19 protein-coding genes and 5 tRNA genes are annotated in these 22,220 nt (G+C 70.5%); 13 read left to right on the forward strand and 11 right to left on the reverse strand.

The genetic code is table 11. The features are described 5' to 3' along the window. Positions 1 to 105: 105 nt before the first annotated feature. Positions 106 to 753, reverse strand: a complete 648-nt coding sequence (locus VGO10_RS18260; RefSeq protein ID WP_327471056.1) for a hypothetical protein — start codon at positions 751 to 753, stop codon at positions 106 to 108. On the opposite strand from VGO10_RS18260, the gene VGO10_RS18265 reads away from it, so the two are divergent. Further along, entirely contained in the window at positions 733 to 3,504 is a 2,772-nt protein-coding gene (locus VGO10_RS18265; protein WP_327471058.1) for a hypothetical protein, read from the forward strand. The two genes, VGO10_RS18260 and VGO10_RS18265, sit on opposite strands and share 21 nt — an antisense overlap. 410 nt (positions 3,505 to 3,914) lie before the next feature. Here VGO10_RS18265 and VGO10_RS18270 read toward each other — a convergent pair whose 3' ends face one another. The 4 genes from VGO10_RS18270 to VGO10_RS18285 all read right to left on the reverse strand — a co-directional run bounded on the left by VGO10_RS18270 (position 3,915) and on the right by VGO10_RS18285 (position 6,134). Beyond that, entirely contained in the window at positions 3,915 to 4,739 is an 825-nt protein-coding gene (locus VGO10_RS18270) for a DUF5677 domain-containing protein (RefSeq protein ID WP_327471060.1), read from the reverse strand. Positions 4,740 to 5,060: 321 nt separating this feature from the next. Then, positions 5,061 to 5,134 (reverse strand) — tRNA-Pro (locus VGO10_RS18275). Positions 5,135 to 5,163: 29 nt separating this feature from the next. Further along, positions 5,164 to 5,235: transfer RNA gene (locus VGO10_RS18280), tRNA-Gly, on the reverse strand. 56 nt (positions 5,236 to 5,291) lie between these two features. After that, positions 5,292 to 6,134 (reverse strand): SDR family NAD(P)-dependent oxidoreductase, encoded by an 843-nt coding sequence (locus VGO10_RS18285; RefSeq protein WP_327471062.1) that lies wholly within the window; start codon positions 6,132 to 6,134, stop codon positions 5,292 to 5,294. Positions 6,135 to 6,203: 69 nt separating this feature from the next. On the opposite strand from VGO10_RS18285, the gene VGO10_RS18290 reads away from it, so the two are divergent. Further along, positions 6,204 to 8,204, forward strand: coding sequence for an AAA family ATPase (locus VGO10_RS18290; protein ID WP_327471064.1), 2,001 nt, complete (start codon positions 6,204 to 6,206; stop codon positions 8,202 to 8,204). 83 nt (positions 8,205 to 8,287) lie between these two features. Continuing rightward, a complete protein-coding gene (locus VGO10_RS18295) occupies positions 8,288 to 9,535 on the forward strand; it encodes a class E sortase (RefSeq protein ID WP_327471066.1) in 1,248 nt (415 codons plus the stop codon). Here VGO10_RS18295 and VGO10_RS18300 read toward each other — a convergent pair. After that, positions 9,495 to 9,902: a hypothetical protein gene (locus VGO10_RS18300; RefSeq protein ID WP_327471068.1), complete on the reverse strand. Its 408-nt coding sequence runs from the start codon at positions 9,900 to 9,902 to the stop codon at positions 9,495 to 9,497. The two genes, VGO10_RS18295 and VGO10_RS18300, sit on opposite strands and share 41 nt — an antisense overlap. Before the next feature lie 225 nt (positions 9,903 to 10,127). On the opposite strand from VGO10_RS18300, the gene VGO10_RS18305 reads away from it, so the two are divergent. Then, a tRNA-Trp gene (locus tag VGO10_RS18305) sits at positions 10,128 to 10,198 on the forward strand. A gap of 23 nt (positions 10,199 to 10,221) precedes the next feature. Here VGO10_RS18305 and VGO10_RS18310 read toward each other — a convergent pair. Continuing rightward, positions 10,222 to 10,851, reverse strand: a complete 630-nt coding sequence (locus VGO10_RS18310; RefSeq protein ID WP_327471070.1) for a response regulator transcription factor — start codon at positions 10,849 to 10,851, stop codon at positions 10,222 to 10,224. A 31-nt stretch (positions 10,852 to 10,882) separates the two neighbouring features. Here VGO10_RS18310 and VGO10_RS18315 point away from each other — a divergent pair, with 31 nt between their 5' ends. The 4 genes from VGO10_RS18315 to VGO10_RS18330 all read left to right on the forward strand — a co-directional run bounded on the left by VGO10_RS18315 (position 10,883) and on the right by VGO10_RS18330 (position 14,694). Next, positions 10,883 to 11,596 carry a sensor histidine kinase gene (locus VGO10_RS18315; RefSeq protein WP_327471072.1) on the forward strand — a complete coding sequence of 238 codons (714 nt, stop codon included), beginning with the start codon at positions 10,883 to 10,885 and terminating at the stop codon, positions 11,594 to 11,596. 30 nt (positions 11,597 to 11,626) lie between these two features. Beyond that, positions 11,627 to 12,028, forward strand: a complete 402-nt coding sequence (locus VGO10_RS18320) for a CrcB family protein (RefSeq protein ID WP_327471074.1) — start codon at positions 11,627 to 11,629, stop codon at positions 12,026 to 12,028. Then, positions 12,025 to 12,393, forward strand: coding sequence for a fluoride efflux transporter CrcB (gene crcB / locus VGO10_RS18325; protein ID WP_327471076.1), 369 nt, complete (start codon positions 12,025 to 12,027; stop codon positions 12,391 to 12,393). The genes VGO10_RS18320 and crcB overlap by 4 nt, the downstream gene beginning before the upstream one ends. Before the next feature lie 195 nt (positions 12,394 to 12,588). Next, on the forward strand, positions 12,589 to 14,694 hold the full coding sequence (locus VGO10_RS18330; protein WP_327471078.1) for a vWA domain-containing protein: 2,106 nt from the start codon (positions 12,589 to 12,591) through the stop codon (positions 14,692 to 14,694). A gap of 53 nt (positions 14,695 to 14,747) precedes the next feature. Here the strand turns inward: VGO10_RS18330 and VGO10_RS18335 are convergent. Beyond that, positions 14,748 to 14,831, reverse strand: a tRNA-Leu gene (locus VGO10_RS18335). A 76-nt stretch (positions 14,832 to 14,907) separates the two neighbouring features. Between VGO10_RS18335 and VGO10_RS18340 the strand changes: the two genes are divergently transcribed. The 3 genes from VGO10_RS18340 to VGO10_RS18350 all read left to right on the forward strand — a co-directional run bounded on the left by VGO10_RS18340 (position 14,908) and on the right by VGO10_RS18350 (position 16,326). Continuing rightward, positions 14,908 to 15,393, forward strand: a complete 486-nt coding sequence (locus VGO10_RS18340) for a hypothetical protein (RefSeq protein WP_327471081.1) — start codon at positions 14,908 to 14,910, stop codon at positions 15,391 to 15,393. Between the two features lie 39 nt (positions 15,394 to 15,432). Further along, a tRNA-Leu gene (locus tag VGO10_RS18345) sits at positions 15,433 to 15,515 on the forward strand. A 49-nt stretch (positions 15,516 to 15,564) separates the two neighbouring features. Then, positions 15,565 to 16,326, forward strand: a complete 762-nt coding sequence (locus VGO10_RS18350) for a helix-turn-helix domain-containing protein (protein ID WP_327471083.1) — start codon at positions 15,565 to 15,567, stop codon at positions 16,324 to 16,326. Between the two features lie 6 nt (positions 16,327 to 16,332). Here the strand turns inward: VGO10_RS18350 and VGO10_RS18355 are convergent, their stop codons facing one another. The 3 genes from VGO10_RS18355 to VGO10_RS18365 form a co-directional block, all read right to left on the reverse strand. Continuing rightward, positions 16,333 to 17,229: a phenylalanine 4-monooxygenase gene (locus tag VGO10_RS18355; RefSeq protein ID WP_327471085.1), complete on the reverse strand. Its 897-nt coding sequence runs from the start codon at positions 17,227 to 17,229 to the stop codon at positions 16,333 to 16,335. 101 nt (positions 17,230 to 17,330) lie between these two features. Then, positions 17,331 to 18,092, reverse strand: a complete 762-nt coding sequence (locus tag VGO10_RS18360; protein ID WP_327471087.1) for an inositol monophosphatase family protein — start codon at positions 18,090 to 18,092, stop codon at positions 17,331 to 17,333. Next, positions 18,089 to 19,486, reverse strand: coding sequence for an amidase (locus tag VGO10_RS18365; RefSeq protein WP_327471090.1), 1,398 nt, complete (start codon positions 19,484 to 19,486; stop codon positions 18,089 to 18,091). Before VGO10_RS18365 ends, VGO10_RS18360 begins: the two co-directional genes overlap by 4 nt. 70 nt (positions 19,487 to 19,556) lie before the next feature. Between VGO10_RS18365 and VGO10_RS18370 the strand changes: the two genes are divergently transcribed. Both VGO10_RS18370 and VGO10_RS18375 read left to right on the forward strand, forming a co-directional pair. Further along, positions 19,557 to 20,189, forward strand: a complete 633-nt coding sequence (locus VGO10_RS18370) for a hypothetical protein (RefSeq protein ID WP_327471092.1) — start codon at positions 19,557 to 19,559, stop codon at positions 20,187 to 20,189. Positions 20,190 to 20,225: 36 nt separating this feature from the next. Further along, the gene (locus tag VGO10_RS18375) at positions 20,226 to 22,193 is read left to right on the forward strand and encodes an acetoacetate--CoA ligase (RefSeq protein ID WP_327471094.1); all 1,968 of its coding nucleotides are present in this window, start codon (positions 20,226 to 20,228) and stop codon (positions 22,191 to 22,193) included. Positions 22,194 to 22,220: the final 27 nt, after the last annotated feature.

A 22,220-nucleotide genomic window follows, 5' to 3' on the forward strand; every position in this document is an offset into this window, starting at 1 on the left:
GCGATCGCCTCATCGATCCGCCCAAGCGCTCCCTTCATGTCTCCGCGCCGGTCGTGACGCAGAGCGACCGGCGGTTGCCTTCACCCGTGGGACCTGGGTAGCCGGTCAGAACGGGATGTCGTCGTCGGCAAACGGAGGGGCGCCGAAGCCGCCGATATCGGGGACGTCAGTCCCGTGCTCTACGGGCGTTTCGCTCTCGCGCTGAGCATCCCCGCGTTCCACCGCAAGATCGAGGAGGAAGAGATTGACCGCCGCTGCGAGATGAACCGCGAGCTTCCCGTACGCGCGCGGCAATACGAGCTCCTCTCGGCCCTGACCATGGCCGCCGAGCTTGTTCCGCATCCCAGGAACCGCGTGCATCACTTGCTTGGTGAACGCGGACCTCGCCTCGAGCGGGAGCGCGTCGAAGTAGCCGGCTGCTGACAGGAGCTGCACGAGATCTCCGCCTGCCTTGTCCGTGACGTCGAGCAGGCCCTTCGCAACGCTTTCGAAGGATTTCCCCGCCTCATGGATCGCGCCTTGAATATCGCCATCCATGAGATCGTCCTCGGCGTTACGCAACTCCCCGCGCGCGCCGTCGAAGCGTGTCGCCGCGAGCAGCTCGTGCGCTTCCTCCATGAGCGTGCTGATGATCCCCGCGTCGAGTTTCACGATCGCCCGATCGAGGAGTCGCAGCGCAGATTCGTGGTCGACGACGTCGGGGGTGACGACCGGGCCGGGTTCGACGCGCTGGTGAGCGAGCTGCGTTTGCATGAGGGTGCCGTGGTGCTCGCCGCCTGCCGAGAGGAGGACCTGGTCCTGGTCCGCACCGCCACGGAGGCGGCGCAGGTGCGGCCCCGGCTCGACGAGGCGCTCGCCGAGCGGCTCTGGCGCGAGCTGCGCGACACAGGCGAGACCGAGTGGAACGCGTGGCGCGAGCCCTACGAGCGCGCCGAGGGCCTGCTACTCGAGTACGGCCATCTTCTAACGCAGGGGCGGCGCCTCGAGGACACCGTCGGCGCACAGGTCGACCGGCGCGTTCTGGAGGGTCGTGTCGCCGAGCTCGCCGTACTCGCGCCGGTGGCGCTGGGCAGCGCGTTCGGCGCCGGTGTTGATGTGGTGCAGTTGACCAAGGGGCTCGACATGTCGGCAGCTGACATCAAGTCAGCGCTCATGCGGCTCGTCGAGGAGCACCTGGTCACCGAGCGCGACGGTGTGTTGCGCGGCCTGCACGAGGTGCGCTCGCGGGCGATCACCGTCGCCGTGCACCGGGTCCCACCGCCGGTGCTCGCGGCTACGGTCGAGCAGGTCGTCGGGCTCCTTGACGCGCGCGCGTTGTACCCGTTCTTGACGCGTCTGCTCCGGAGCCGCCTCGTTTCCGAGGACGTGGTCGTCGAGGCGGTCGTCACGCGATTGTCCGTTGGCCTTGAACCTGCCGTGCTAGGAGCCGCGCTGCAGGCGCTGCGGGTCGCCGCGTTCGAGGACATCGCCCAGGCATGGGCGCACATCGCAGAGGAGGAGGGCGTCGGGCCGACCAGTGCGGGCACCATCGCCTGGCTGGTCCTGGCTGGCACCGACACGGATATGTTGCCCGAGGCGCGGGCGCGCGCGGCGGAGCGGATGCGAGCGACGCCGGTGCCGGATGCGCGGGGGGCATTGCTCGAGCGGGTCGGCGATGACGTGGCGGCGATCGTCACGGGCGTTGACGAGATCGACACTGCGGTTACCGTGCTCTCGGCGCTCGCGGAGACCGGCGTGGAACTCGTCATGGCGGCCGAGCCACTGGCGGCGGTTGCACGGGATGCCGAGCTGACGGCGGTGCGCCTGCTGCTCGATGCGGCTTATGGCGTGTCGCCGTCGCTGGCCGCCGCGGTCGTGGACGAGCTCGGCGGCGAGGAGGGCCTGCTAGCCGGGGTCGAGGCCGAGCTGCCGTGGGTGCGTGACGCTCGCTTGGACGTCGACGAGGATGGGCGTCCGGCGGTGCGCGCCGACTACGTGTACGTGTCGTCGTCGCAGAGCGAGCCACATGACGCGGTCATCGATCTGGCCCTGGCGCCGTCCACGGAGGTCGCGCTCTGCCGGGCCGTCGACGCGACGGGCCGGCCCGCAGGCTTTCGTGACTTCGTCCATGCCGACAAGCGGCTGGCGCGAGACGCGCTGCCCAGTCATTTCGCGGTCGCATGGAACCGCGCGCGCAGCCGCGCGGTCATGTCCGCGGTGGCGGCCGAAAGCGTGACGGCGTATGAAGCCGCCGCGCGCGAGCTCGTCGAGGCCACCGCAAAGGCGGCCCGACGTCTGGGCGAGCGTTGGGTGCGCGGCCAGGCGCCGGGGAGCGTGCTCGCCCAAGAGCTCGACCGGCTCAATGCCGCGTCGAACGCCCTGCGACCCGAGCCGGTCGCCGTCGAGCCCGACGACCCGTTCGACCTCGGTGAGTTTCCGGAGCCGGAGCCCGCCTCCGGGCTGGCGGACATGGTTGCCGGGACACTGGCAATCTCCCTTTTCCGGGGCAGCAACGTCGCCCCGCTCGTCGCGCATTTGCTGCCGGTGATCGACGGGCTGGCCGAGCCCGAGCGGTGGCGGCTGATCGACCGTGCGCCCGACTCTGCGCTCCGGGCGCTTCGAGGGGTGCTGGCTGATCTGCAGGCGGTCGCCGCGGAGTTGTCCGCCGGTGGCGCGGCGACGGCTGTTGCGCTGCGACGGGAGGGGCGGCGGGGTTTGCCGAGTGCCGCGGCGCACGCGCGCCGTGCGGCCGGTCGACGGCTTGCGCGGGTGCTGACCGACGCGCAGCGCGTGCTGCGGAGTGAGGGCTACGAGGTGGACGTCGTCGCGGTCGACCGCGAGCCCGACGGCGTCCGGTGGCCGAGCAAGGACACGGTCGTGCTGCTGTCGTCGGCGTCTATGTTCGACTGGCCGTCGGCGCTCGATTCGCTGGTGGCGCCGTGCGTTGCGGTGCTCGAGCCGCCATTCCTGATCGCCCCGGTGCGAGACGGGTCGGTCGTGACGTCGCGCGCGGTGCAGGTGTTCGGCGCCGACAATGTGTCGCCGACCACCGACTTCGTGTCGGTGGCCGGGGAGCTTCCGCTGCCGGCCCTCGAGGAAACGGCGGGCGAGGCGTTCGTGGCGGCGGTCGACGCCCTGGTCGAGGTGTCGTCGATCTTTGCGACGTTGCGGCCAGAGGGGATCCATCCGATCGAGGAGGCGGCGATCTCGAAGGCCTCGGTGCGGGCGGACGAGCGCTTGACGGCGTTCGGTGAGTTGCTAGCCGACGGGTCGGTGTTGGTGGACGTCGCCGATGTCTTGGACGGGCTGGCGGCCGCGGCGAACAGAGAGATCGAGTCGTACAACGCGGGTGAGGGTGGCGGAAGGTCGATCGCGGTGTCAATGGTCGAGGGCGGCGCCGGCTCAATCGACGAGGTGTTCGCCAACGTATGGCTCGGGGCGGCCGCTTGCCTGGAGCACGACGTCGATCCTGAGGGAGCAGTGTCGCTGTTGCGTGCGGCGCTAGAGCCGGCGGGCGACGAGTGATACGCGGCCGCCAGTGAAAGGCGCGCGCGATGGCGTCGGTCACGGCTTCGCGGTCGGTGTCGCTGAGCTGCTTGTCCTCGGCTCCGATCCGGAAGGGCGGACCCGTCGAACTGGGGCGCCCTGAGCGTGCCGCGCCGGATGCGGTCCGCGCACCGACTTCAAGATGATGCGCATGGCCTCGATCGGGCCGAGAAGTGGGCGCCTGATCGCTTGATAATGGCCTCGCTCCTCGCGTAGTGACGGGACTGCCCGCTCGTCGCGGAATGCCGATCGGCAGTCTCGGACGCGAGCGCGTTAGGCGGCGCTGTCGCGCCTGCCTACCGGTGTCGATCCCCGTACAAGGCGTCTCAGCTTTCATCCGACGTCCGGGTCGACGCCGACGGAGAAGCGGTTGCGCGGCGTCGTCGCGTCTACTCCCGCACTTTCGCGCTTTGGACGTCGCGCAGCGGGGTGTCGTAGACCGCACGCCACCCCTCGGTGTCACCCAACCCGAACGTGTCCCGGATGAGGCTGATGAGTTGCCCGAAACACCAGTACGCGGCGATGAGGGCCTTCTCAACGTGCGCGCTGCTTGGGCCGAGTGCCAACGCCAACTCGGTGTCGGTCTGTCCCCGCACCTGCTCGCCCATGGAGAAGGAGCTGAGGTGGAGGAGTTGGTTGTTCTCACGGTGGACCAGGCGTCGATAGAAGTGCAGGAGCTCGCGTCCGCCTTCCACGGGCTCCCAGAGATGTTCGACCGCCATAACGCGGGCGTAGATGCCCAGGCCGGTCCACGAACGCTCGCCATAGTCCCCAAAGATCTTGTCGAGCGCGGCGCGCTCGTCAGCGTCGAACCGCGGGACCTCGGCCCTGGAAACGACGCCTTGGGCAACAACCGCATCGGCCAGCAGCATCCGTCCGTGCTGGTGGTGTTGATGGATCCGCTCGACCGCGAGCTCGGGCTCGACGGAGATCCAGTGAGCGTCGACCATGTCTTCGAACAACGACCGGTTAAGCATCGCGGCCTGAGGCCCGAACCCAGTCCGAGCGAGCTCCACCGCCGACCAGTACGTACTAAGCGACCGCGAGAAGATGACCGCCAACATGAGTTCGTGTCGTGCCTCGTCGTTGAGTGGACGCCCACTCCAGGGCGACTTCACAGAGATGGCGTAGTCGCGCAGGCCGTCACAGGCGGTAAGAAGGACCGCGAAGCGCTGGGCGATCGCCTCCCGGGCAGGCTGGATCATCTCGGTCATGGTCGAGAACGGTCGTGTGGGCACCGGACAGCCTCGCTCATTCCCCTAGCGGAAGGTCGCCGCTACTGCGCGCGATCAACGTAACGTCTGCGCGGCAGCTCGATGGCGAAGGGAGGCACCGGCTGGCGAGCCTTTCAATGAATGCCGGACCCTAGGAGTCACGGCACGGGGTGCGCGCTTCTCCTTCCGCGTGAAGGCGACTTGCGCCCGCTTGCCACACAGCCATCTGCAGAAATTGGACCGCAAATTGGACCGCAAGCCACTCGCCACAACCGTCTCAGCCAACGAAAAAGGCCCGCATTTGCGGGCCTTTCGTGCTTATCGGGGAGACAGGATTTGAACCTGCGACCGCCCGGCCCCCAGCCGGGTGCGCTACCAGACTGCGCCACTCCCCGTGGCTATGAACTGCGGGCCTAGCGCGTCAAGCGGGCGACGGGACTCGAACCCGCTCCTAGAGCTTGGAAGGCTCCCGTGCAGCCGTTGACACCTCGCCCGCAGGCCTGGCGGAAGTGTACCGGCCCGGCCCAACCCAGCGAGCCGGGGCCAAAGGGCTCACCCACCGCCCACCGACTTGCGCGCCTCCGTCGGCACAACCCCCGCATCATCGGCGATCGCCGTCGGCGGCCAAGCGCCCCACCAGTTGTCCGCGGCCCCATCCAGCGTCACGATCGTCCCGCTCAGCGCCCGCCCCAGCGGCGACGCCAGCATGCCCACCAGCCACGCGAACTCCTGCATCGTCCCCAGCCGCTGCAGCGGCACGCTCAATGCCGCCCCCCGCCAGACGACCTCCGGGTACTTCCGCAGCGACTCGGTATCAAACCGACCGATCGCCGCCGCGACCACCGACACACCCGCATCGCGCCACGCCGAGGCCAACTCCACCGTCAACGCCTCCACCGCCGCCCGCGCCGCACCCGTATGCGCCATCGCCGGCATCCCGTGGTGCGGCGAGACCGTCACGTTCACAACAACACCCCCTCCACCCGCACGCAACGCAGCACCAGCAGCGCGCGTCATCGTCATCGTCCCCTCGACGTTCAGCCGCATCACCGCACGCCACCCCTTCGCGCCAATCGCCTCGGCCGGCACGAAGTACTGCCCGCCCGCGTTGTTGACCAACACGTCCAACCCGCCATGACGCTCGACCGCGCACGCGACGATCCGCGCCGCATCCTCAGGCTCGCGGATATCCCCACTCACCCACGAACACCCATCACCCAACTCCGCAGCAGCGGCAGCCAGCACCTCCTCCCGCCGCCCCGCGATCACCACCCGCGCACCGCACGCCAACAGCTCCGCCGCCGCCTGGCGCCCGAGGTTCGTCCCACCCCCCGTGACCACCGCCGACTGGCCGGCCAGCAAGCCGGTGCGAAAGATCTCCGAAGGGCTGCCCATGCGTCCGCGGAGTCTATGGACGGCTGCCCGAAAGTGGACAGGCATGGCACGCTTAAGGCGAGACTGTCCGTGTCCAGCACCCTTGCCGAACGCCTCGCCGCCCGGGACGCGCAGCGCTTCGTGGGCCGCGAGCGTGAACTCGCGTTTTTCGATTCGCTCTTCGTCGACGACCCGCCCGCACAGGTCGTGCTGGTCCATGGCCCGGGCGGGATCGGCAAGAGCACGCTTCTGCGGGAGATCGCCCGCCGCGGATCAAACCGCGGCTGGACCGCCCAGCTCATCGAGGGCCGCGACCTCGCGCCCGTCCCCGGCGAAATCGAGAGCGCCCTCAACGGCATCACGCAAGCTACGCGTCCGCTGATCCTCTTCGACACCTACGAGCGGATGGCCGCCGCCGACGGCTGGCTGCGCGGCCGCCTGCTGCCGTCGCTCCCGGCCCGCGCGCTCGTCGTCCTCGCCGGCCGCACGACCCCCGACCCGGGCTGGTTCGAGAACGGTTGGGAGCGCCTCGCGGTCGAGCTGAAAGTCGAGCCGTTGCCCACCGACGCGGCGCTCAGCCTCATCAAGGCGCACGGCCTCGACGACCCCGAGCTCGCCCAGCAACTCATCGCCTGGGCCAACGGCTCGCCGCTCGCGCTCGCCCTCGCCACCGACGCCGTCCAGCGCGACGGCACCCCGTGGACGCCCGAGCGCATCCACGAGCACCCCAACCTCGTCCAGGCGATCCTGCACCGCATCGCGCGGACCGAGCTCGACGGCGGCAACCTCGACGTCGCCGCGGTGGCCGCGATCGCGCGCGTCTGCTACGAGCCGATGCTGCGCGACGTCCTGCCCGAGGTCGACCACGCCGCCGCCTACGCCTGGCTGCGCGAGCGCACGTTCTCCGAGCCGGTCGCCGGCGGCATCGCGCTGCACGAGATCGTCCGCCAGGCGATGCGCGCCGACCTCCGCGCGCGGGACCCTGAGCGTGACCGCGAGCTGCGCCGCCGCATCGCCGACCACCTCTTCCTGCGCGGTCTGCGCGCAGGACCGCGGACGGTCGTCGACCTCGCCGAGCTGGTCGAGAACCCCGCCGTCCGCTGGGGCTTCGGCGCCGACGGCTCGACCACGCACCGCCCGGATCTGTGGCGCTCGGAGGACCTCGCGACTGCCCGCGAGCGGATCCTGGCCAAGCCCGACGGCGCGGTGTGGTGGGACTCGACCCAGCTGATCCTCGAGCAGGCGCCCGACCGCGTCGTCACCGTCCGCGACGCGCACGACACGCTTTGCGGCATCGCCATCGCGGTCACGCCCGACAACGCACCCGCTGCCGCTGAGGACGACATCTGCCTCGGTCCCTGGCTCGCTCACGCCCGCGCGGCCCACGCCGGCGAGGAGGTCCTGATCTGGCGCGACTCGATCGACTTCGTCGCCCACGGCGACCTCGGCTCGCCGGTCCTCTCGATCCTCAACACCGCCGCGATCCTGCGCTCGGGCCTCAACAACCCGCGATGGTCGTATATCCCGATTGATCCGAGCAACGAAGCGGCCGTCACGTTTGCACGCGCGGTCAACACCACGCACTTGGACCACCTCGACATCGACCTCGGCGCGAAGTTCGTCCAATGCCATCAGATCGATCACGCGGCCGACGGCCTGCTCGGCGGCGTGCGCGCGGCGGTCTACGGTGAGCTCGGGCTCGGCGCGCCCGGCCCGATCAAGCTGGGCGGGGACGCAGCGCCGCTGAAATCGATCGCGCGCGAGCCCGTCACGCTCGACGCCGTCCGCGACGCCCTGCGCAGCCTCCACCGGCCGCTCGAGCTGGCGAGCAGCCCGCTGGCGACGGGCACGACCACGGAAGAACGCGCCGCGTCGGTGCGCGCCGAGCTGCAAGACGCGGTGGCCAACGCCTTCGGCGACTCGCCCGCCGAGCAGTTGCTGCGCCAGATCCTCCAACGTGGCTACCTCGACCCCCACGGCAGCCACGAGCTCGCCGCCGACGAGCTCCACGTCAGCCGCGCGACCTACTTCCGCCGCCTGCGCGCGGCGTCCCAGCGCGTCGCGGACTACCTGCTCGCCAAGCACGCCTGACGACCAGGTCCAAACCCTGGGCGACGACCGTTCGGGCCCGTACACTGCCGCCTCGGGGTGGCCCGGATGGCCGCCGGCATGCCATGACGTTGGACGTCACACAGACCGAGTACGCGGGCGGTGGACCGGGCTACGCGCTCGTCCGCCTGAGCGGTGCTGCCCGCACGACGGGCGCGTGCCGCCTCGCGCCGCCGACGCTGCTGATCGCCGACGGCCCTTCGTGGCGGCGGCTCGCCACGGTTCCGGGAACGACGCTGCTGCGGGGGATCCCAGACGGCGCGCCCTTCGCGGTCGCGTTCGAGGTTCCCCTGCACCTGGCGCTGGGCGACGGCGCGTGGTGGCTGGAGCCGGGGCCGGAGGTCGTCGACGCGGCCCGCGACCGGACGCGCCTCGACGAGCTCGCCGGCCGCGCAGCGGCGCTCGGCGCCGAGCTGGCCGCACTGCGCACGCGCGTTGACGAAGCCGGGGCAGAGCCTGCACCCGCACCCGCGGTCGACACCGTCCGCGTTCCGGACGACCCCGACGCCGCCGCCAACGCCGGACCCACCGCGTCCGCCGTCCCGGTCCCCCGCCGTAGTCGCCTCCGCGCCCTACGCCCCAGCCTCCCCGCGCTCCTGGTCGCCGCGGGCGCCCTGGCCGTCGGCGACGCCGTCGCCACCGTCGTCTGGCAGGAGCCGGTCTCCGCACTCTGGGCCGCGCACGAGCAGCACGCGCTGCAGGACGACCTCGCCCGCCTCGACGCGGCCTACGACACGCCCGCGGCGACCGCTGCGGCCGCCGCGAAGACCGCTGGCACACCGACGGCGGACCCCATCCGCACCGCCCAGGCCCGGATCCGCGCGCTCGCCCACACGCTCGAGTCCCGCACCACGAGCGGGAAGCCACTCGGCGAGTTGCGCATCCCGCGCCTCGACGCCCACTTCGTCGTGGTCCAAGGCACGAACACGAGCAACCTGCGCCGCGGCCCCGGCCATTACTACGGGACCGCGCTGCCCGGCCAGGACGGGACCGTCGGCATCGCTGGTCACCGGACGACCTACGGTGCGCCGTTTCGCCATCTCGACGCGCTGCGCCGGGGCGACCCCATCACCATGACGATGCCCTACGGCCGGTTCGTCTACCGCGTCGAGGGCACGCGGATCGTCAAGCCCCAGGACGTCTCGACGCTGCGCGCGATCGGCCGCGAGCGCCTCGTGCTGACCGCGTGTCACCCGCTCTACAGCGCTGCGCAGCGGCTGGTCGTGATCGCCCGCCTGACACAAGCCACGCCACGCGGCGCGGCAGCCGCGTCTACCGGTCCGTCGCGGCCCGGCGGCGTCGATGCAGCATGAGCCCGCCGGCCATCAGCGCAGCCCCGAAGAACCCCACGTAGATCGGCTCCCCACCGGTGAACGCCAGGTGCGAAGGGCCCTTGCGCGTGGCCTGTGACGGAGGCGGGCCGCTGTTGGCCACCGGCACCTTCGCCTTGCCGTGCTCGCGCTCCGGGTTGGTCCCGTTGGTCGTCGTAGCCTCGGTGGTCGACGTCTTGGTCGCCGGGGTGGTCGCTACCGGGGCGGTGGTCGGCGTCGTCGCATAGGGCGACAACTGCGTCGAGCTGTCGCCCTGCCCGAAGGCGACGACGGCCAGCGTCAACCCGCCCACGCTGGACAGCAAGGCGACGAAGAGGACCACAACCGTGTGGCGAGACAGGCGCTTCATGGCAACACTCTCGAATCCGTTCAGGCGCCTCTCTGGCGCTCGCGGCACCTTAGAGGCGTTACGTAGCCTTGACAACAGATGAGTCGGGTTGCACCGCTCGACCTCGCCGAAGGTTCAGGTCCGCGTGTCGACGAGCGGACACGCGCTCTCGGTTTCCAGCGGCGTCAGATCAGCCTGAGGCGGCCTGCCCCGCCACTGCGCTCCGCCCTACAATGACGAGCCGCTGGGGGACTGGTGTAGTGGTAACACGACGGTCTCCAAAACCGTAACTCGGGGTTCGATTCCCCGGTCCCCCGCTCCTTCGGGCAGCTGCTCTGCGCTACAGCGCGAGCTCGCCGCGCCGCAGCGCCACGACGATCGCGTGGGCCCGCGTGCGGGTGCCGAGCTTGCCCATCGCGTTGCGCACGTGCGTCCGAATCGTCTCAGTCGAGAGCACGAGATCGGCAGCGATCGCCTCGACCGACAACCCCTCGGCCAGCCGCCCGAGCACCTCGCGCTCGCGGACGGTGAGCACGCGGTCGATCGGCGCCTCCTGACGCGCGAGGCGGTTGCGGACGTTGGGATCGACGAACGTGCCGCCCGCGGCGACCGCTCGGACGGCATTGAGCATCGTCCCGGGGTCGGAGGTCTTCAGCGTGAAGCCGCGGGCGCCGCTGGCCAGCGCGTCCTCCAGGACGGCGGGGTCATCCATGCCGGTATATAGGAGAACGCCGAGGCGCCCATCACGCCGTAAAAGTCGCCGCGTGAGCTCCACGCCGCTACCGTCGGGCAGATCGACATCGACCAACGCGACGTCGGGCTCAGCCTTGACGATCGCCGCATGGCCTTCCTCCGCGGTGCCCGCGCGGGCGGCGACGAAGAAGCCCTCGCGTTCGAGCACGAGGCAGAGACCCTCGCGCACGGTGGGGTGATCCTCAACCACCACGATCGATCGAAGGGTTTCCGTCACGCAGCCCCACGGTAGTTGACCTAGTGCTCTGATGGCAGAAGAACCGACCGACCTTCCCCTCCACAGGCGCGACGACGAAGCGGCCCGAGAGCTCGATGCGATCGCCACGGCGCTCGCGCATGACCTGCGCGCGCCCCTGCGGGCGATCGACGGCTTCTCGCGGATCCTGCTCGCCAATCACGCGTCGACCATGCCCGACGAGACCCAGCACTACCTCGCGCTGGTGCGGGATGCGGGAACCGAGCTGGCCGACCTGCTCGACGACCTCGTCGACATCGTCGGGATGGCGCGCGTGCCGCTCGAAGCCCGCGAGGTCGACCCGGCGCTGCTGGCACGCGAGCTGATCGACGCGGTCTTCGAGCCGCGCGCCGAAGGCCGCGACGTGACGTGGACCGTCGGCGAGCTGCCGCGCTGTCGCGCCGACCAGACGCTCCTGCGGCGGCTGATCGAGGAGTTGCTCGACAACGCCCTGAAGTTCACGGCGCCCCACGGCCGGGCCCGGATCGAGCTGACGTGGGATGAGGTGGCCGGCGCCTATGCGGTGCGCGACGACGGGATCGGCGTGGACGGCGAGCTACCCGACCAGGCGTACGCGATCTTCGGCCGGCTACACGGGCGCGAGGCGTTTGCGGGCACCGGCGCGGGACTGGCGATCGCGGCCCGCATCGCCGAGCGCCACGGCGGCCGTGTCTGGGGTCGCGGTACGCCGGACGGCGGCGCGACGGTGTGGTTCACGATCAGCTGAGCGACCGCTCGCGCTGATAAAAGCCGCCGCGTGCTTCTCGAGCTGCGGCTCCTGGTCGCGATCTTTGCGGGTGGCTGCGCGGGCGCGCTTGCGCGTGCTGGGCTGATCGAGCTGGCGCCGACGCACGCCGGCCGCTGGCCATGGGTCACCTTCGGCGTCAACGTCGCCGGCAGCCTGCTGCTGGGATGGATCGCGACCCATCGCTCGCCGGCGAGCCGCATGCGGGCGCTGATCGGGACCGGGTTCTGCGGGGCGCTGACGACGTTCTCGACGATGCAGTTGGAGGTGTTGGGGATGTTGGACGCCGATCGGCTCGGCGTGGCGGCGCTGTACGCGGGCGGGAGCGTGGTGGCGGGACTTGTCGGCGTCACGCTCGGGGTGCGCGCGGCGCCAACGCGCGCGCCCGGACCCGCGTCGACGGAGATCGCATGAGCGCGGCGGTGTGGGTCGCGGTCGGGCTGGCCGGCGGCTGCGGCGCGATCGCCCGCGCGCTGCTCACGCACCTCGTGAACATCCGCGCGGGACGGGCGTTCCCCTACGGAACACTCGCCGTCAACTTGTCCGGCGCGCTCGTCCTCGGCGTCGTCGCGGGCTCCGGCCGCTCCGGCGACGCCCTGCGCATCGCCGGCACGGGCTTGATCGGCGCCTACACGACCTTCAGCACCTGGATGTTCGAGACCCACCACGCCAACGCGCTCGGCCACCGCGGCCGCGCGGCCGCCAACATCGTGGTCAGCCTCGCCGCCGGCCTGCTCGCCGTCTGGCTCGGGCGCACGATCGGGCGCGCCGCGTTCTGAGCAGCAGCACTCCCTAATCGTTCAGGTCTCGATCGATTTCTTGCTCTGAGCGCTCCGATCGCCACATAATGCGCACCTCCAGACTGAGGCTGGACTCGCCGTTGTTCCCAAAGGCGCGGCGTCCGAGCGTTGACGAAAGGCTGACTGATGCACGGGACGTGGCACGAGCGCCCAAGACTGGGCACCCGTCACCTGATGGCAACGTTGGCGCTGGTCGGTGCGCTCGCGCTTCCGGCGGTGAGCAGCGCTCAGGTACCGGCTGACGTTCAGGCCGTCGGCGCCACCCCTGCGCCGGTGTCGCCCGCCGCGCTGTCGCCGCGTAAGGACTTCAAGCTCTCCGTCAGACGTGCAGGGCACGAGTCGTCCGCGGCTCGCGTCCGTCTCTTCGCGGTCAGGCTGCAGAACGCGGCCGGCTGGACGGCGACCTCCGTTCGCGCCTGCGTCAGCGTCTCCGGCCAGTCCGCAAAACTGACCGGCGTCAAGTCTCCTGGCTCGCGCAAGCGCGCCAACAGCGCGTGTTGGCAGTTCGCCTCGCTGGGCGCGGCGCGCGCCCACAACCTCATCTTCCGGATCAAAACGGCGCGAGCCATCACGGCGCGTCGCAAGGTTCGAGCCCGGTTCACGATCTCGGCGGGCAACTCCAACCTGGTCACCAAGACCTTGCAGCTTCCCGCCGCCCGGAAGAAGGCAAGCCGCAGAACGGCGGCCAAGCGCCGCAAGGCCATCAAGCGTGCCGTGGTGACGGCCCCAGCCCACGCGGCCACCACCGCCACGCCACGCCAGGCCACAAACTGCGACGCCAGCCAGCCGCTCGGAATCGCGTTCGTCGCCGACGACTCCTCGTCGATGGCCGACAGCGACCCGAGCAAGCTCCGCGGACAGGCGATCAGCGTCGGCCTCGATCAGATGCCCGATGGCTCGATCGCCAGCGCCACCAGCTTTGACGACGCAACGCGTGAGCTCTTCCCGCCCACCGGCGTCAACGCCACCACGCGGCCGCAGTTGAAGTCCTCAATCAGCCGGCTGACGCCGAGCGGCAGCACCGACTACGAACTGGCCTTTCAGGGCGCACAGGGCCAACTGGCAGCCATGGCCACGCAACGCAAGGCGGTCATCTTCCTGTCGGACGGCGCACCCAATGACGATGACTTCACCAGCGATCGCCCCATCGCAGCCGGGGGAACCCCGATCTTCACGATCGGCTTCGGCACCGCCGACAAGGCGATCCTTGCGGACATCGCCGCGCGCTCCGGCGGCCAGACCTTCTCGGCGTCCACCGCAGGGGATCTCGAGTCGATCTTCGCCCACGTCGTCGCGATCCTGACCTGCGCCGCACCGACCGTGACGACGGCGCTAGACGTCGCGCCGGGCACCACCCAGATGGTGCCGTTCGCGGTTGGGCTCAACGACGGCGAGTTCCGGGCGCTGGCCTCGTGGTCGCAGGGCAAGCTCACGGTCACCGCCGTCCGCCCCAAGGGCACAGTGCTGACACCGACAGCGCTCAACACCGGAGAGGCGTTCTCAGACAACCCGACCTACGCGCTGATCTCGACGACCAATCCGGCTGTGGGTGGCTGGCAGCTAAAGATTGAGGCCCCGCCGGGCAACACCAGCACGGTGCACGTCGCCATCGACGTCTTCGACAAGGGCCTCCCCCCACTACCGCCACAGCCGGCGATCAACGTCGCCGCCGAGGGCCGGCGCCGGGATCCCTGTCTCACCTACTACGGCGGCGTGCACTCGGTGACCAAGAAGGTCTTCGGCGGCTCCCAGACCGACTATGACCGGCGATCGAGCATGTACGAGGTCTGCGCCGGCTTCGGCCTGCCGGAGGACCTTCAGCTCTCGCTCGGCATGAAGTGCGCGTTCCTGACGGCGGGCACGATCGTCGCCGGCGGCGAGCTGGGGCCGGCCGGGCTGACGACCCTCGACTCGATCTGCGGCGGGACCGACACGCTCACCGAACTCGAGAGTGGAAACTGGGGCGGCGCAGCAGCGGGTGAGGCATGCCAGTGGCTCGGCTCGGTGTTCGCGGAGGGCGTTGGTATCTTCGCGGCCGGAGCGACGGCAGAGACCGGGGCGGGCGTCTTGATCGGCACCGTCACCTACCGAGCGCTGGGCGCCGGATCGGCCATCGCGTGCGGCGGGCTGTTCGACGGCGGAGCGATGGCCCTCGGCAACAAGCTCGAGGCTGACCACGACACCGATATCGCGCGAGACATCATGGCCCACGGTCGATGCCTGCGGAGCTCCACCCGCTTCGACTACATGCAATGGAGTGCGCCGGTCTGCTCGGTGTAAGCGCGCTGGCAGGTTGCGAGGGGCCGCGCTGCTCCTGCGGCCCCTCCCTGTCATGCGGGCGGAGGGACTCGAACCCCCACAGCCATAAGGCCACGAGGACCTAAACCTCGCGCGTCTGCCAGTTCCGCCACGCCCGCACGGGCCTGCGGTGATGCGCGTCTCGGAACGTTGTCCGTGGCGCGCGACCGCAAGGGATTGTAAGGTCGGCGCGGGATGGAGGACAACGAGATCATCATCGAGCACCCGAACCGCGACAAAGCGGCGAGCAAGGCGACCAAGGCGACGGTCCTGCTGCTGCTGCTCGTCTCGGTCGCGTTGATGCTCATCGTCACCATCGGCGGCTGGGACGTCCTGCAAGGCGCCAAGGCTGTGCAGATCGCCTACATCTTGATCTACCTGATCATGGCGTTCTACGTCAGCCGCTGGAACCGGGGCGTCCTCCCGGTCGCGGCCGCGCTCGCGATCTTGCTGGTGATCTTCGCCGCCGTGGCCGTCCCCGGCTGGCTGGACCGCGACCAGACCGGCTTCGCCCAGCCTTCGATCGACGCCGGCGTCCTCGCCATGGTCACCGCCCTCATCATCCCCGTCCAGATCCTGCTCATCGGCTTCGCGATGCGCGGTTTCAACCAGGCCTGGAACGTCGAGATCGAGCGCGCCGTCGACCACGGCCCCAGCCATTCGGCACCCCAGCCAGCCTGACGCGCGGCGCGCGCCGCTTTAGACTGCATCCCATCACCTGCCCGGGTGGCGGAACGGTAGACGCCGAGGACTCAAAATCCTCTGCCCGCAAGGGCGTGTGGGTTCGACTCCCACCCCGGGTATTCGACGGCAGAGCGTGCGAGCGTCCGGAGAGCGCGACAGAATTGACGCGTGCGACCTCCACATCAGCGTGCGGAGGTCGCGAAGCTGCTGGCGAGCGGGATGAGCGACGGCGCAGCGGCCCATGCCTCGGGCATCCCCCGTGCGACCGTTCGTGATTGGCGGCGCGGCGGGGTCGAACGCGAGGCACCCACGCCCACGTGTCCCCGCTGCGGCGGCGCGCAGCACGATCCGCTCGCGCTGGACCGCCGAGCGTATGCCTATCTGCTCGGCCTCTATCTCGGCGATGGGCATGTCGTCGCAACCCGTCGCGGTGTCTACCGGCTGCGGATCTATGTCGACGGCCGGCATCCGCGACTCGCACAGCGGGTCGTCGAGACCATGCAACTCGTACTGCCAAGCTCTCGAGCCGGCCTCATCCGCCACCACACCGATCACATGCTCGTCGCCTCGCAGTACGCCAAGTGCTGGCCGTGTCTTCTCCCCCAGCACGGCGAGGGCGTGAAGCACGAGCGGCCGATCATCCTTGACGGCTGGCAAGACGGAATCGTCGACGAACATCCCGACCAGCTCGTCCGCGGCCTGCTGCACTCCGATGGCTGGCGCGGAACCAACCGTGTTGTCGTCAACGGCAAGACCTACAACTATGGGCGCTATCAGTTCAGCAACCGCTCAGACGACATCCGCGGTCTTTTCTGCGCAGCCCTCGACCGCCTCGACATCCCGTGGCGTCGCATGAACCGCTGGAACATCTCCGTCGCCCGGGGTAGCGCCGTGGCGACCCTCGACGCGTTCGTCGAACCGAAGGACTGACGCCGCTCAGCCGCGCGCTGTCGTCGCCGCGCCCAGCCGCGCCGGCGTGTCGTCGCTCGCCTCGCGGAAGAAGCCGCCGACCGCGTCTTCGAGGTGGTCCATCGAGTCAGCCGCATAGAGCACCGGCTGGTACTTGGTGATGTCGTAGTCGATGGTCACCATCTCGGCGAAGTTCAGCGACCGGATCTCCATGTGGCGGAACTCTTCGATCTCGCCGTAGCTGGAGAGGATGCCGGCGCCGTAGGCGCGCAGTTCGCCGTCTTCGTGCAGGACGCCGAACTCCATGGTGAACCAGAAGACGTCGGCGATCACTTGCAGCGCCTCGTCGGTCTCGACGCGCTGGGCGGCGAGCCCCGCCTCGCGCTTGATGGCGGCAAAGCGCGGTGACGCCAGGAGGTTGCCGTGGCCGATGACCTCGTGGATGACGTCGGGCTCGGGCGTGTAGAGCGGCTCGGAGGGATGGCGTACATATTGCGTCGAGTGAAAGACGCGGTCGCCGAGCGAGCCGTAAAACTCGCGCAGCGCCACGAGCCCCGGCGCCGGGTGGTACTCAAAACCGGTCAAGGGCCGCAACCCGTCGGTCACCTCATTGAGCTGCGGAACCCGGTCCTCCGGCAATCCCAATGCCGCCTTGGCCTCCAAGAACTCCCGACACGCATACCGCTCATGCTTGACGTGCAACTCGCGAGAGACGATGCGCCAGATGTCGTTCTCCACCTCGGTGTAGGCGATCTGCGGAACGCCATCGCCAGGCGTCCACGCCATCGCCGCCGCGGCGATCTCGTTGCGCCGCTCGCGGTAGGCCGGGTCGTGGAAGCCCGGATGGTCCTCGCCGAGGTGGACCTCCACGCGCCCATCGTCACCTTGGGTGACCGGCGAGTAGAGCTGACCCTCTTCGAACATCGCGCTCGTCTCCCTCTCACGCGTCGTTGGCCGTCCACCAAGGAGACCACCCGGGCCGCCCGGAGACAAGGGCGACCAACGGACCAGCGGCGACGTCCAGCTCAGGACACCAGCGCGTGGAGGTCGTCGACGATCTCGACCGGCGCGGCCAGCGTGCCCCACGGCAGCTCGCCGACCGGCGCCAGCCGGACGACCTCCAGCCCCGCCCGCGCGCAGATCAGCTCGCCGGCGGCGACGTCCCACAGGTTGACGCCGCGCTCGTAGTAGGCGTCCAGGCGACCCGCAGCGGTCCAGGCGAGGTCCAACGCCGCCGACCCGCCGCGGCGGATGTCGCGGGCGCGCGGCACCACACGCGCCGCGACCTCCACCTGCAGCTCGCGCCGCCGCGTGTCGTAGCCGAAGCCCGTCGCCACCAGCGCGTGCGCGAGATCCTTGGGCGGCGTCGGGTTCAAGGCAATGCCATTGCACTCAGCAGGCCCGTCTGCCGTCGCCGTGAAGAGCTCGTCCAACACGGGGTCGAAGATCGCCGCGGCCTGCCCCTCGCATGCGACGCTCACACACCATTGGGGCAACCCGTACAAGAAGTTCACCGTGCCGTCGAGCGGGTCGACGACCCAGCGGCGCCCGGACGTCCCGCCGGTGTCCTCGCCCTCCTCCCCCATGATCGCGTCGTCGGGCGCGCGGCGCGCGAGGATCTCCCGGATCGCGGCCTCGGCGGCCAGGTCGGCGGCGCTGACGAGATCGGTCGACGTCGACTTGGTCGCCAGCACGCGCTCGCTGCCGAAGCGCTCCAGCAGGAGCGCGCCGGCAGTGCGCGCCGCCTCGACCGCGATGTCGAGAAGCGCGCCCTCGGCGTCGCTCACGCGATCGCTCCCGGCCGGCGATCGATCCACGGCCGCGCCGCCTCGACCTGGGCCGCCAGCGACAACAGCAGTCCATCCTCTCCGCGGCGCCCGACAAGCTGGACGCCGATCGGCAGCCCGTCGTCGTCAAGACCCGCCGGCACCGCGGCCGCCGGCTGGCCCGTGATGTTCCAAGCCGGCATCCACGTCAGCCGCTCGGCGCCGCGCACGAGATAGACGGGCGTCGACCAGCGGCCGACGACCCCGACGCGGTACGGCCCGTCAGCGGTCGCCGGGGTCAGCAGGACGTCGACGTCCTCCCACAGCTTGCTCAGCCGCGCCGTCTGCTCAACCTCGGCTTCGCGCGCCCAGCGCACCAGCGACGCCGGCGTGCGGCGACCCAGCGCCGCCAACGCCCGCGTCCGCGGCTCCAGCCGCTCGGGATGGGGCATGAACGCCGCCACGTCATCGCCGACGCCGCGCATGACCCGGACCAGGCCCGCCGGCCACAGCGACCCTGGGTAATCCGGGTCGCGCTCGACGACGTCGTGGCCGAGCCCGCGCAGCAGCGCCGCCATGTCCTGCACCGCGCGCCGCTCCTCGCGCCCCAGCCACGGCATCGCGCCCGGCGGCGCCTTCGTGCTGACCGCGATCCGCAGCCGCCCCGGCTCGCGCGCCGCGGCGCCCACGAAGCCGCCCTCCGGCACGTCACCGTCATCGACCGTCGCATCCAAGAACAGCGCCGCGTCGACCACCCGACGCGCCAGCGGCCCGCTGACCGACAGCCCCTGCCACGCGTCGTCGTGCGGGGCCAGCGGCACGCGGTCGCGCGTCGGCTTGAGCCCGAAGAGGCCGTTCCACGCCGACGGGGTCCGGATCGAGCCCGCCCCGTCGGAGCCGAGCGCCACGCCCGCCAGGCCCGACGCCATCGCCGCCCCGCTGCCGCCACTGGAGCCGCCTGGCGTGCGGTTGAGATCCCACGGATTGCGCGACGAGCCGAAGGTGGTGGTGTCGGTCGACGGCAACATCGTCATCTCCGGCACCAGCGTCTTGCCGATGATGATCGCGCCGGCCGCACGCAGCCGGCGAATGACCTCGGCGTCGCGCGCCACCGGGCCCGCGTGGGCGGCCCCGCCCCACGCGGTCGGCTCGCCGGCGACGTCGACGTCGTCCTTGATCGCGACCGGCACGCCGAGCAGGGGCCGGGAGTCGCCGGCGCCGCGCCGCCCATCGGCCTGGTCGGCCTCGGCCAGCGCCCGTTCGGCCAGCACCACGCGATAGGCGTTGATCAGCGGATCGATCTTCGCGATGCGCGCAAGCGTCGCCTCGACGACCGCGCGCGAGGTGGCCTCGCCGTCGCGGATGAGGCGAGCCTGCTCGGCGGCTCCGGCGAAGGCGAGCGTGGTGGCGTCCATTGGGGTCCACGCTACCGGCCGCGGCCTTGAGATCCCTGGCGGCCCGGCCGATGCAGGCTGGACGATGTCCATGTCCGTGCGCAGACTGCTCGTGCTGGCGCTGGTCGCCGCGCTCGGCGGTGGCGCCGCCGCGCAGGCGGTCGCCAAGTCGCCCAAGCGCCATGCCGCGCGCAAGGCGAGCGTGAAGAAGCCACGCCAACGGGCACATGCGGTCAAGCTCGACGCCGGCGTGGCGTGGGTGCCGCTGCAAGCGCTGACGGGCGCCCCGCCGCTGACGGGCACGACAGGTGTGCCCGCGGCCACCGGAAGCACAGGCGCACTCCCAGCGGCCAGCGACCCCGCATCCGGCAACGGCACCACCCCACCCGGAACATCCGGCGGCGCCCCACCGCCACCGTCGCTGCAGGCCGTCGGCGTCACCCTCGACGACCGCACCGGCTACTCCGCGCGCCTCTCCCGCGCGAGCGTCGCCGCCGGCTCCGTGGTCGTCCAGCTCCACAACCAGGGCGAGGACGACCACAACCTCCGCGTCGTCCCCACCGACCACGCCGGCGCAACCGTCGACTTCCCGCTCACCGGCTCAGGGCAGAACAGCACCAAGACGCTCAAGCTGACCGCCGGCAGCTACCGCCTCTTCTGCACGTTGACGACGCCCGTCAACCACGAGACGGCGGGCATGAACGCGACGCTGACGGTCTCCTGATCAAAGACGTTGGCGTGTGAAAGAGTTCGGGCACAGATGCCCGATGCCGAGCCGAAGGTCCTGTGGTCCCCCACCGCCGAGCGCGTGGAGACCGCGACCCTCACCCGGTTCGCACGCTGGGTGTCGCTGACCCGCGACGTCGAGGTCACGAGCTCCTACGCCGATCTCTGGCAGTGGTCGGTCGATGAGCTCGAGGACTTCTGGGCGGCGATCTGGCGGTTCTTCGACGTCCAGGCCTCCACGCCATACGAGCGCGTGCTGGCCTCGCGCGAGATGCCCGGCGCGCAGTGGTTCCCGGGCGCCCGGCTGAGCTACGCCGAGCACATCTTCCGCGGCAAGCAGGACTCAGCGATCGCGTTGCAGCACGCCTCCGAGCTGCGCGAGCTGGACTTCATGACCTGGGGCGAGCTGCGCGACCTCACCGCGCGCATTGCCACCGGCCTGCGCTTCCTGGGCATCGGCCCCGGCGACCGCGTCGTCGGCTACATCCCCAACATCCCCGAAGCGATCGCGGCGTTCTTGGCCTGCGCGTCGATCGGGGCGACGTGGTCGTCGTGCTCGCCGGACTTCGGCGCGCGCTCGGTCGTCGATCGCTTCGCGCAGATCGAGCCCAAGCTCCTGATCGCCGTCGACGGCTACCGCTACGGCGGCAAGGACTTCGACCGCCGCGACGTCGTCGCCGGATTGCGCGACGAGATCCCGTCGCTGGAGCACGTGGTGCTGCTGGACTACCTCGGCGCCGCAGGCGACGCGCCCGCGGGGGTCATGCCCTGGCGCGAGCTGATCAAGCAGCAGGAGCCGCTGGAGTTTGCCCAGCTGCCCTTCGACCACCCGTTGTGGGTGTTGTACTCGTCGGGCACGACCGGGCTGCCCAAGGCGATCGTCCACGGCCAGGGCGGCGTGCTGCTCGAGCACCTCAAGAAGATGCACTTGCATCTGAACGCCCAGGAGGGCGACCGCGTCTTCTGGTTCACCACCACCGGGTGGATGATGTGGAACTTCCTGGTGGGCGTGCTGCTGACGCCGGCGTCGATCGTGTTGTACGACGGCAACCCGGGCACGCCGTCGCTGGACCGCCTGTGGGATCTCGCAGCGCAGTCGCAAACCACGACGTTCGGGACGAGCGCGAGCTTCCTCGCCTCCTGCATGAAGGCGGGCGTCGAGCCCGGCGAGGGCCGCGACCTCAGCGCGCTGACCGCGGTCGGCTCGACCGGCTCACCGCTGGCGCCCGAGGGCTTTCAGTGGGTCTATGACCACGTCGGCGCCGACACGTGGCTGTTCTCGACCAGCGGCGGGACCGACGTCGTCAGCGCCTTCGTCGGCGGCGTGCCGACGCTGCCCGTGTATCGGGGTGAGCTCCAGGGCCGCGCGCTGGGCGCCAAGGTCGAGTCCTGGGATTCGGATGGCAAGCCGTTGATCGGCGAGGTCGGCGAGCTCGTGATCACCGAGCCGATGCCGTCGATGCCGATCTTCCTCTGGGGCGACGAGGACGGATCGCGGTTGCGCGAGTCCTACTTCGAGCACTACCCCGGCGTCTGGCGCCACGGCGACTGGATCGAGATCACCGACCGCGGCACGGCCATCATCTACGGCCGCAGCGACTCCACCATCAACCGCGGCGGGATCCGGATGGGCACCAGCGAGATCTACCGCGCGGTGCTGGCCGACGATGTCGTCGTCGACGCGCTGGTGGTCGACATCCCGCGCGAAGGCACCGAGGGCTGGATGCCGTTGTTCGTGGTGTTGCGCGAGGGCGAGGAGCTGACCGACGCGCTCGTCGCCCAGATCAAGCAGCGGATCCGCTCGGACTGCTCGCCGCGCCACGTGCCCAACGAGGTCCGCCAGATCGCCGAGATCCCCCGCACCCTGAGCGGCAAGGTGTTGGAGGTCCCGGTCAAGCGGATCCTGATGGGGCAACCCGTCGATCAGGCGGCGTCGCGCGATTCGCTGGCCAACCCGTCCTCACTGGACGTCTTCGTGGAGATGGCGTCACAGGGCGGTTAGCCACCTGGCAACCGACCGGCGGGCGGT

Origin of the sequence: Baekduia sp., assembly GCF_035996765.1 — a bacterium.
Classification (GTDB): Bacteria; Actinomycetota; Thermoleophilia; order Solirubrobacterales; family Solirubrobacteraceae; genus Baekduia.

Bases quoted from the DNA above. Each gene is read 5' to 3' on its own strand.
- VGO10_RS18260 (WP_327471056.1), bottom strand. From the start codon at position 753: ATGCAAACGCAGCTCGCTCACCAGCGCGTCGAACCCGGCCCGGTCGTC.
- VGO10_RS18270 (WP_327471060.1), bottom strand. From the start codon at position 4,739: ATGACCGAGATGATCCAGCCTGCCCGGGAGGCGATCGCCCAGCGCTTC.
- VGO10_RS18285 (WP_327471062.1), bottom strand. From the start codon at position 6,134: ATGGGCAGCCCTTCGGAGATCTTTCGCACCGGCTTGCTGGCCGGCCAG.
- VGO10_RS18295 (WP_327471066.1), top strand. From the start codon at position 8,288: ATGACGTTGGACGTCACACAGACCGAGTACGCGGGCGGTGGACCGGGC.
- VGO10_RS18300 (WP_327471068.1), bottom strand. From the start codon at position 9,902: ATGAAGCGCCTGTCTCGCCACACGGTTGTGGTCCTCTTCGTCGCCTTG.
- VGO10_RS18315 (WP_327471072.1), top strand. From the start codon at position 10,883: ATGGCAGAAGAACCGACCGACCTTCCCCTCCACAGGCGCGACGACGAA.
- crcB (WP_327471076.1), top strand. From the start codon at position 12,025: ATGAGCGCGGCGGTGTGGGTCGCGGTCGGGCTGGCCGGCGGCTGCGGC.
- VGO10_RS18330 (WP_327471078.1), top strand. From the start codon at position 12,589: ATGGCAACGTTGGCGCTGGTCGGTGCGCTCGCGCTTCCGGCGGTGAGC.
- VGO10_RS18340 (WP_327471081.1), top strand. From the start codon at position 14,908: ATGGAGGACAACGAGATCATCATCGAGCACCCGAACCGCGACAAAGCG.
- VGO10_RS18355 (WP_327471085.1), bottom strand. From the start codon at position 17,229: ATGTTCGAAGAGGGTCAGCTCTACTCGCCGGTCACCCAAGGTGACGAT.
- VGO10_RS18365 (WP_327471090.1), bottom strand. From the start codon at position 19,486: ATGGACGCCACCACGCTCGCCTTCGCCGGAGCCGCCGAGCAGGCTCGC.
- VGO10_RS18370 (WP_327471092.1), top strand. From the start codon at position 19,557: ATGTCCGTGCGCAGACTGCTCGTGCTGGCGCTGGTCGCCGCGCTCGGC.
- VGO10_RS18375 (WP_327471094.1), top strand. From the start codon at position 20,226: ATGCCCGATGCCGAGCCGAAGGTCCTGTGGTCCCCCACCGCCGAGCGC.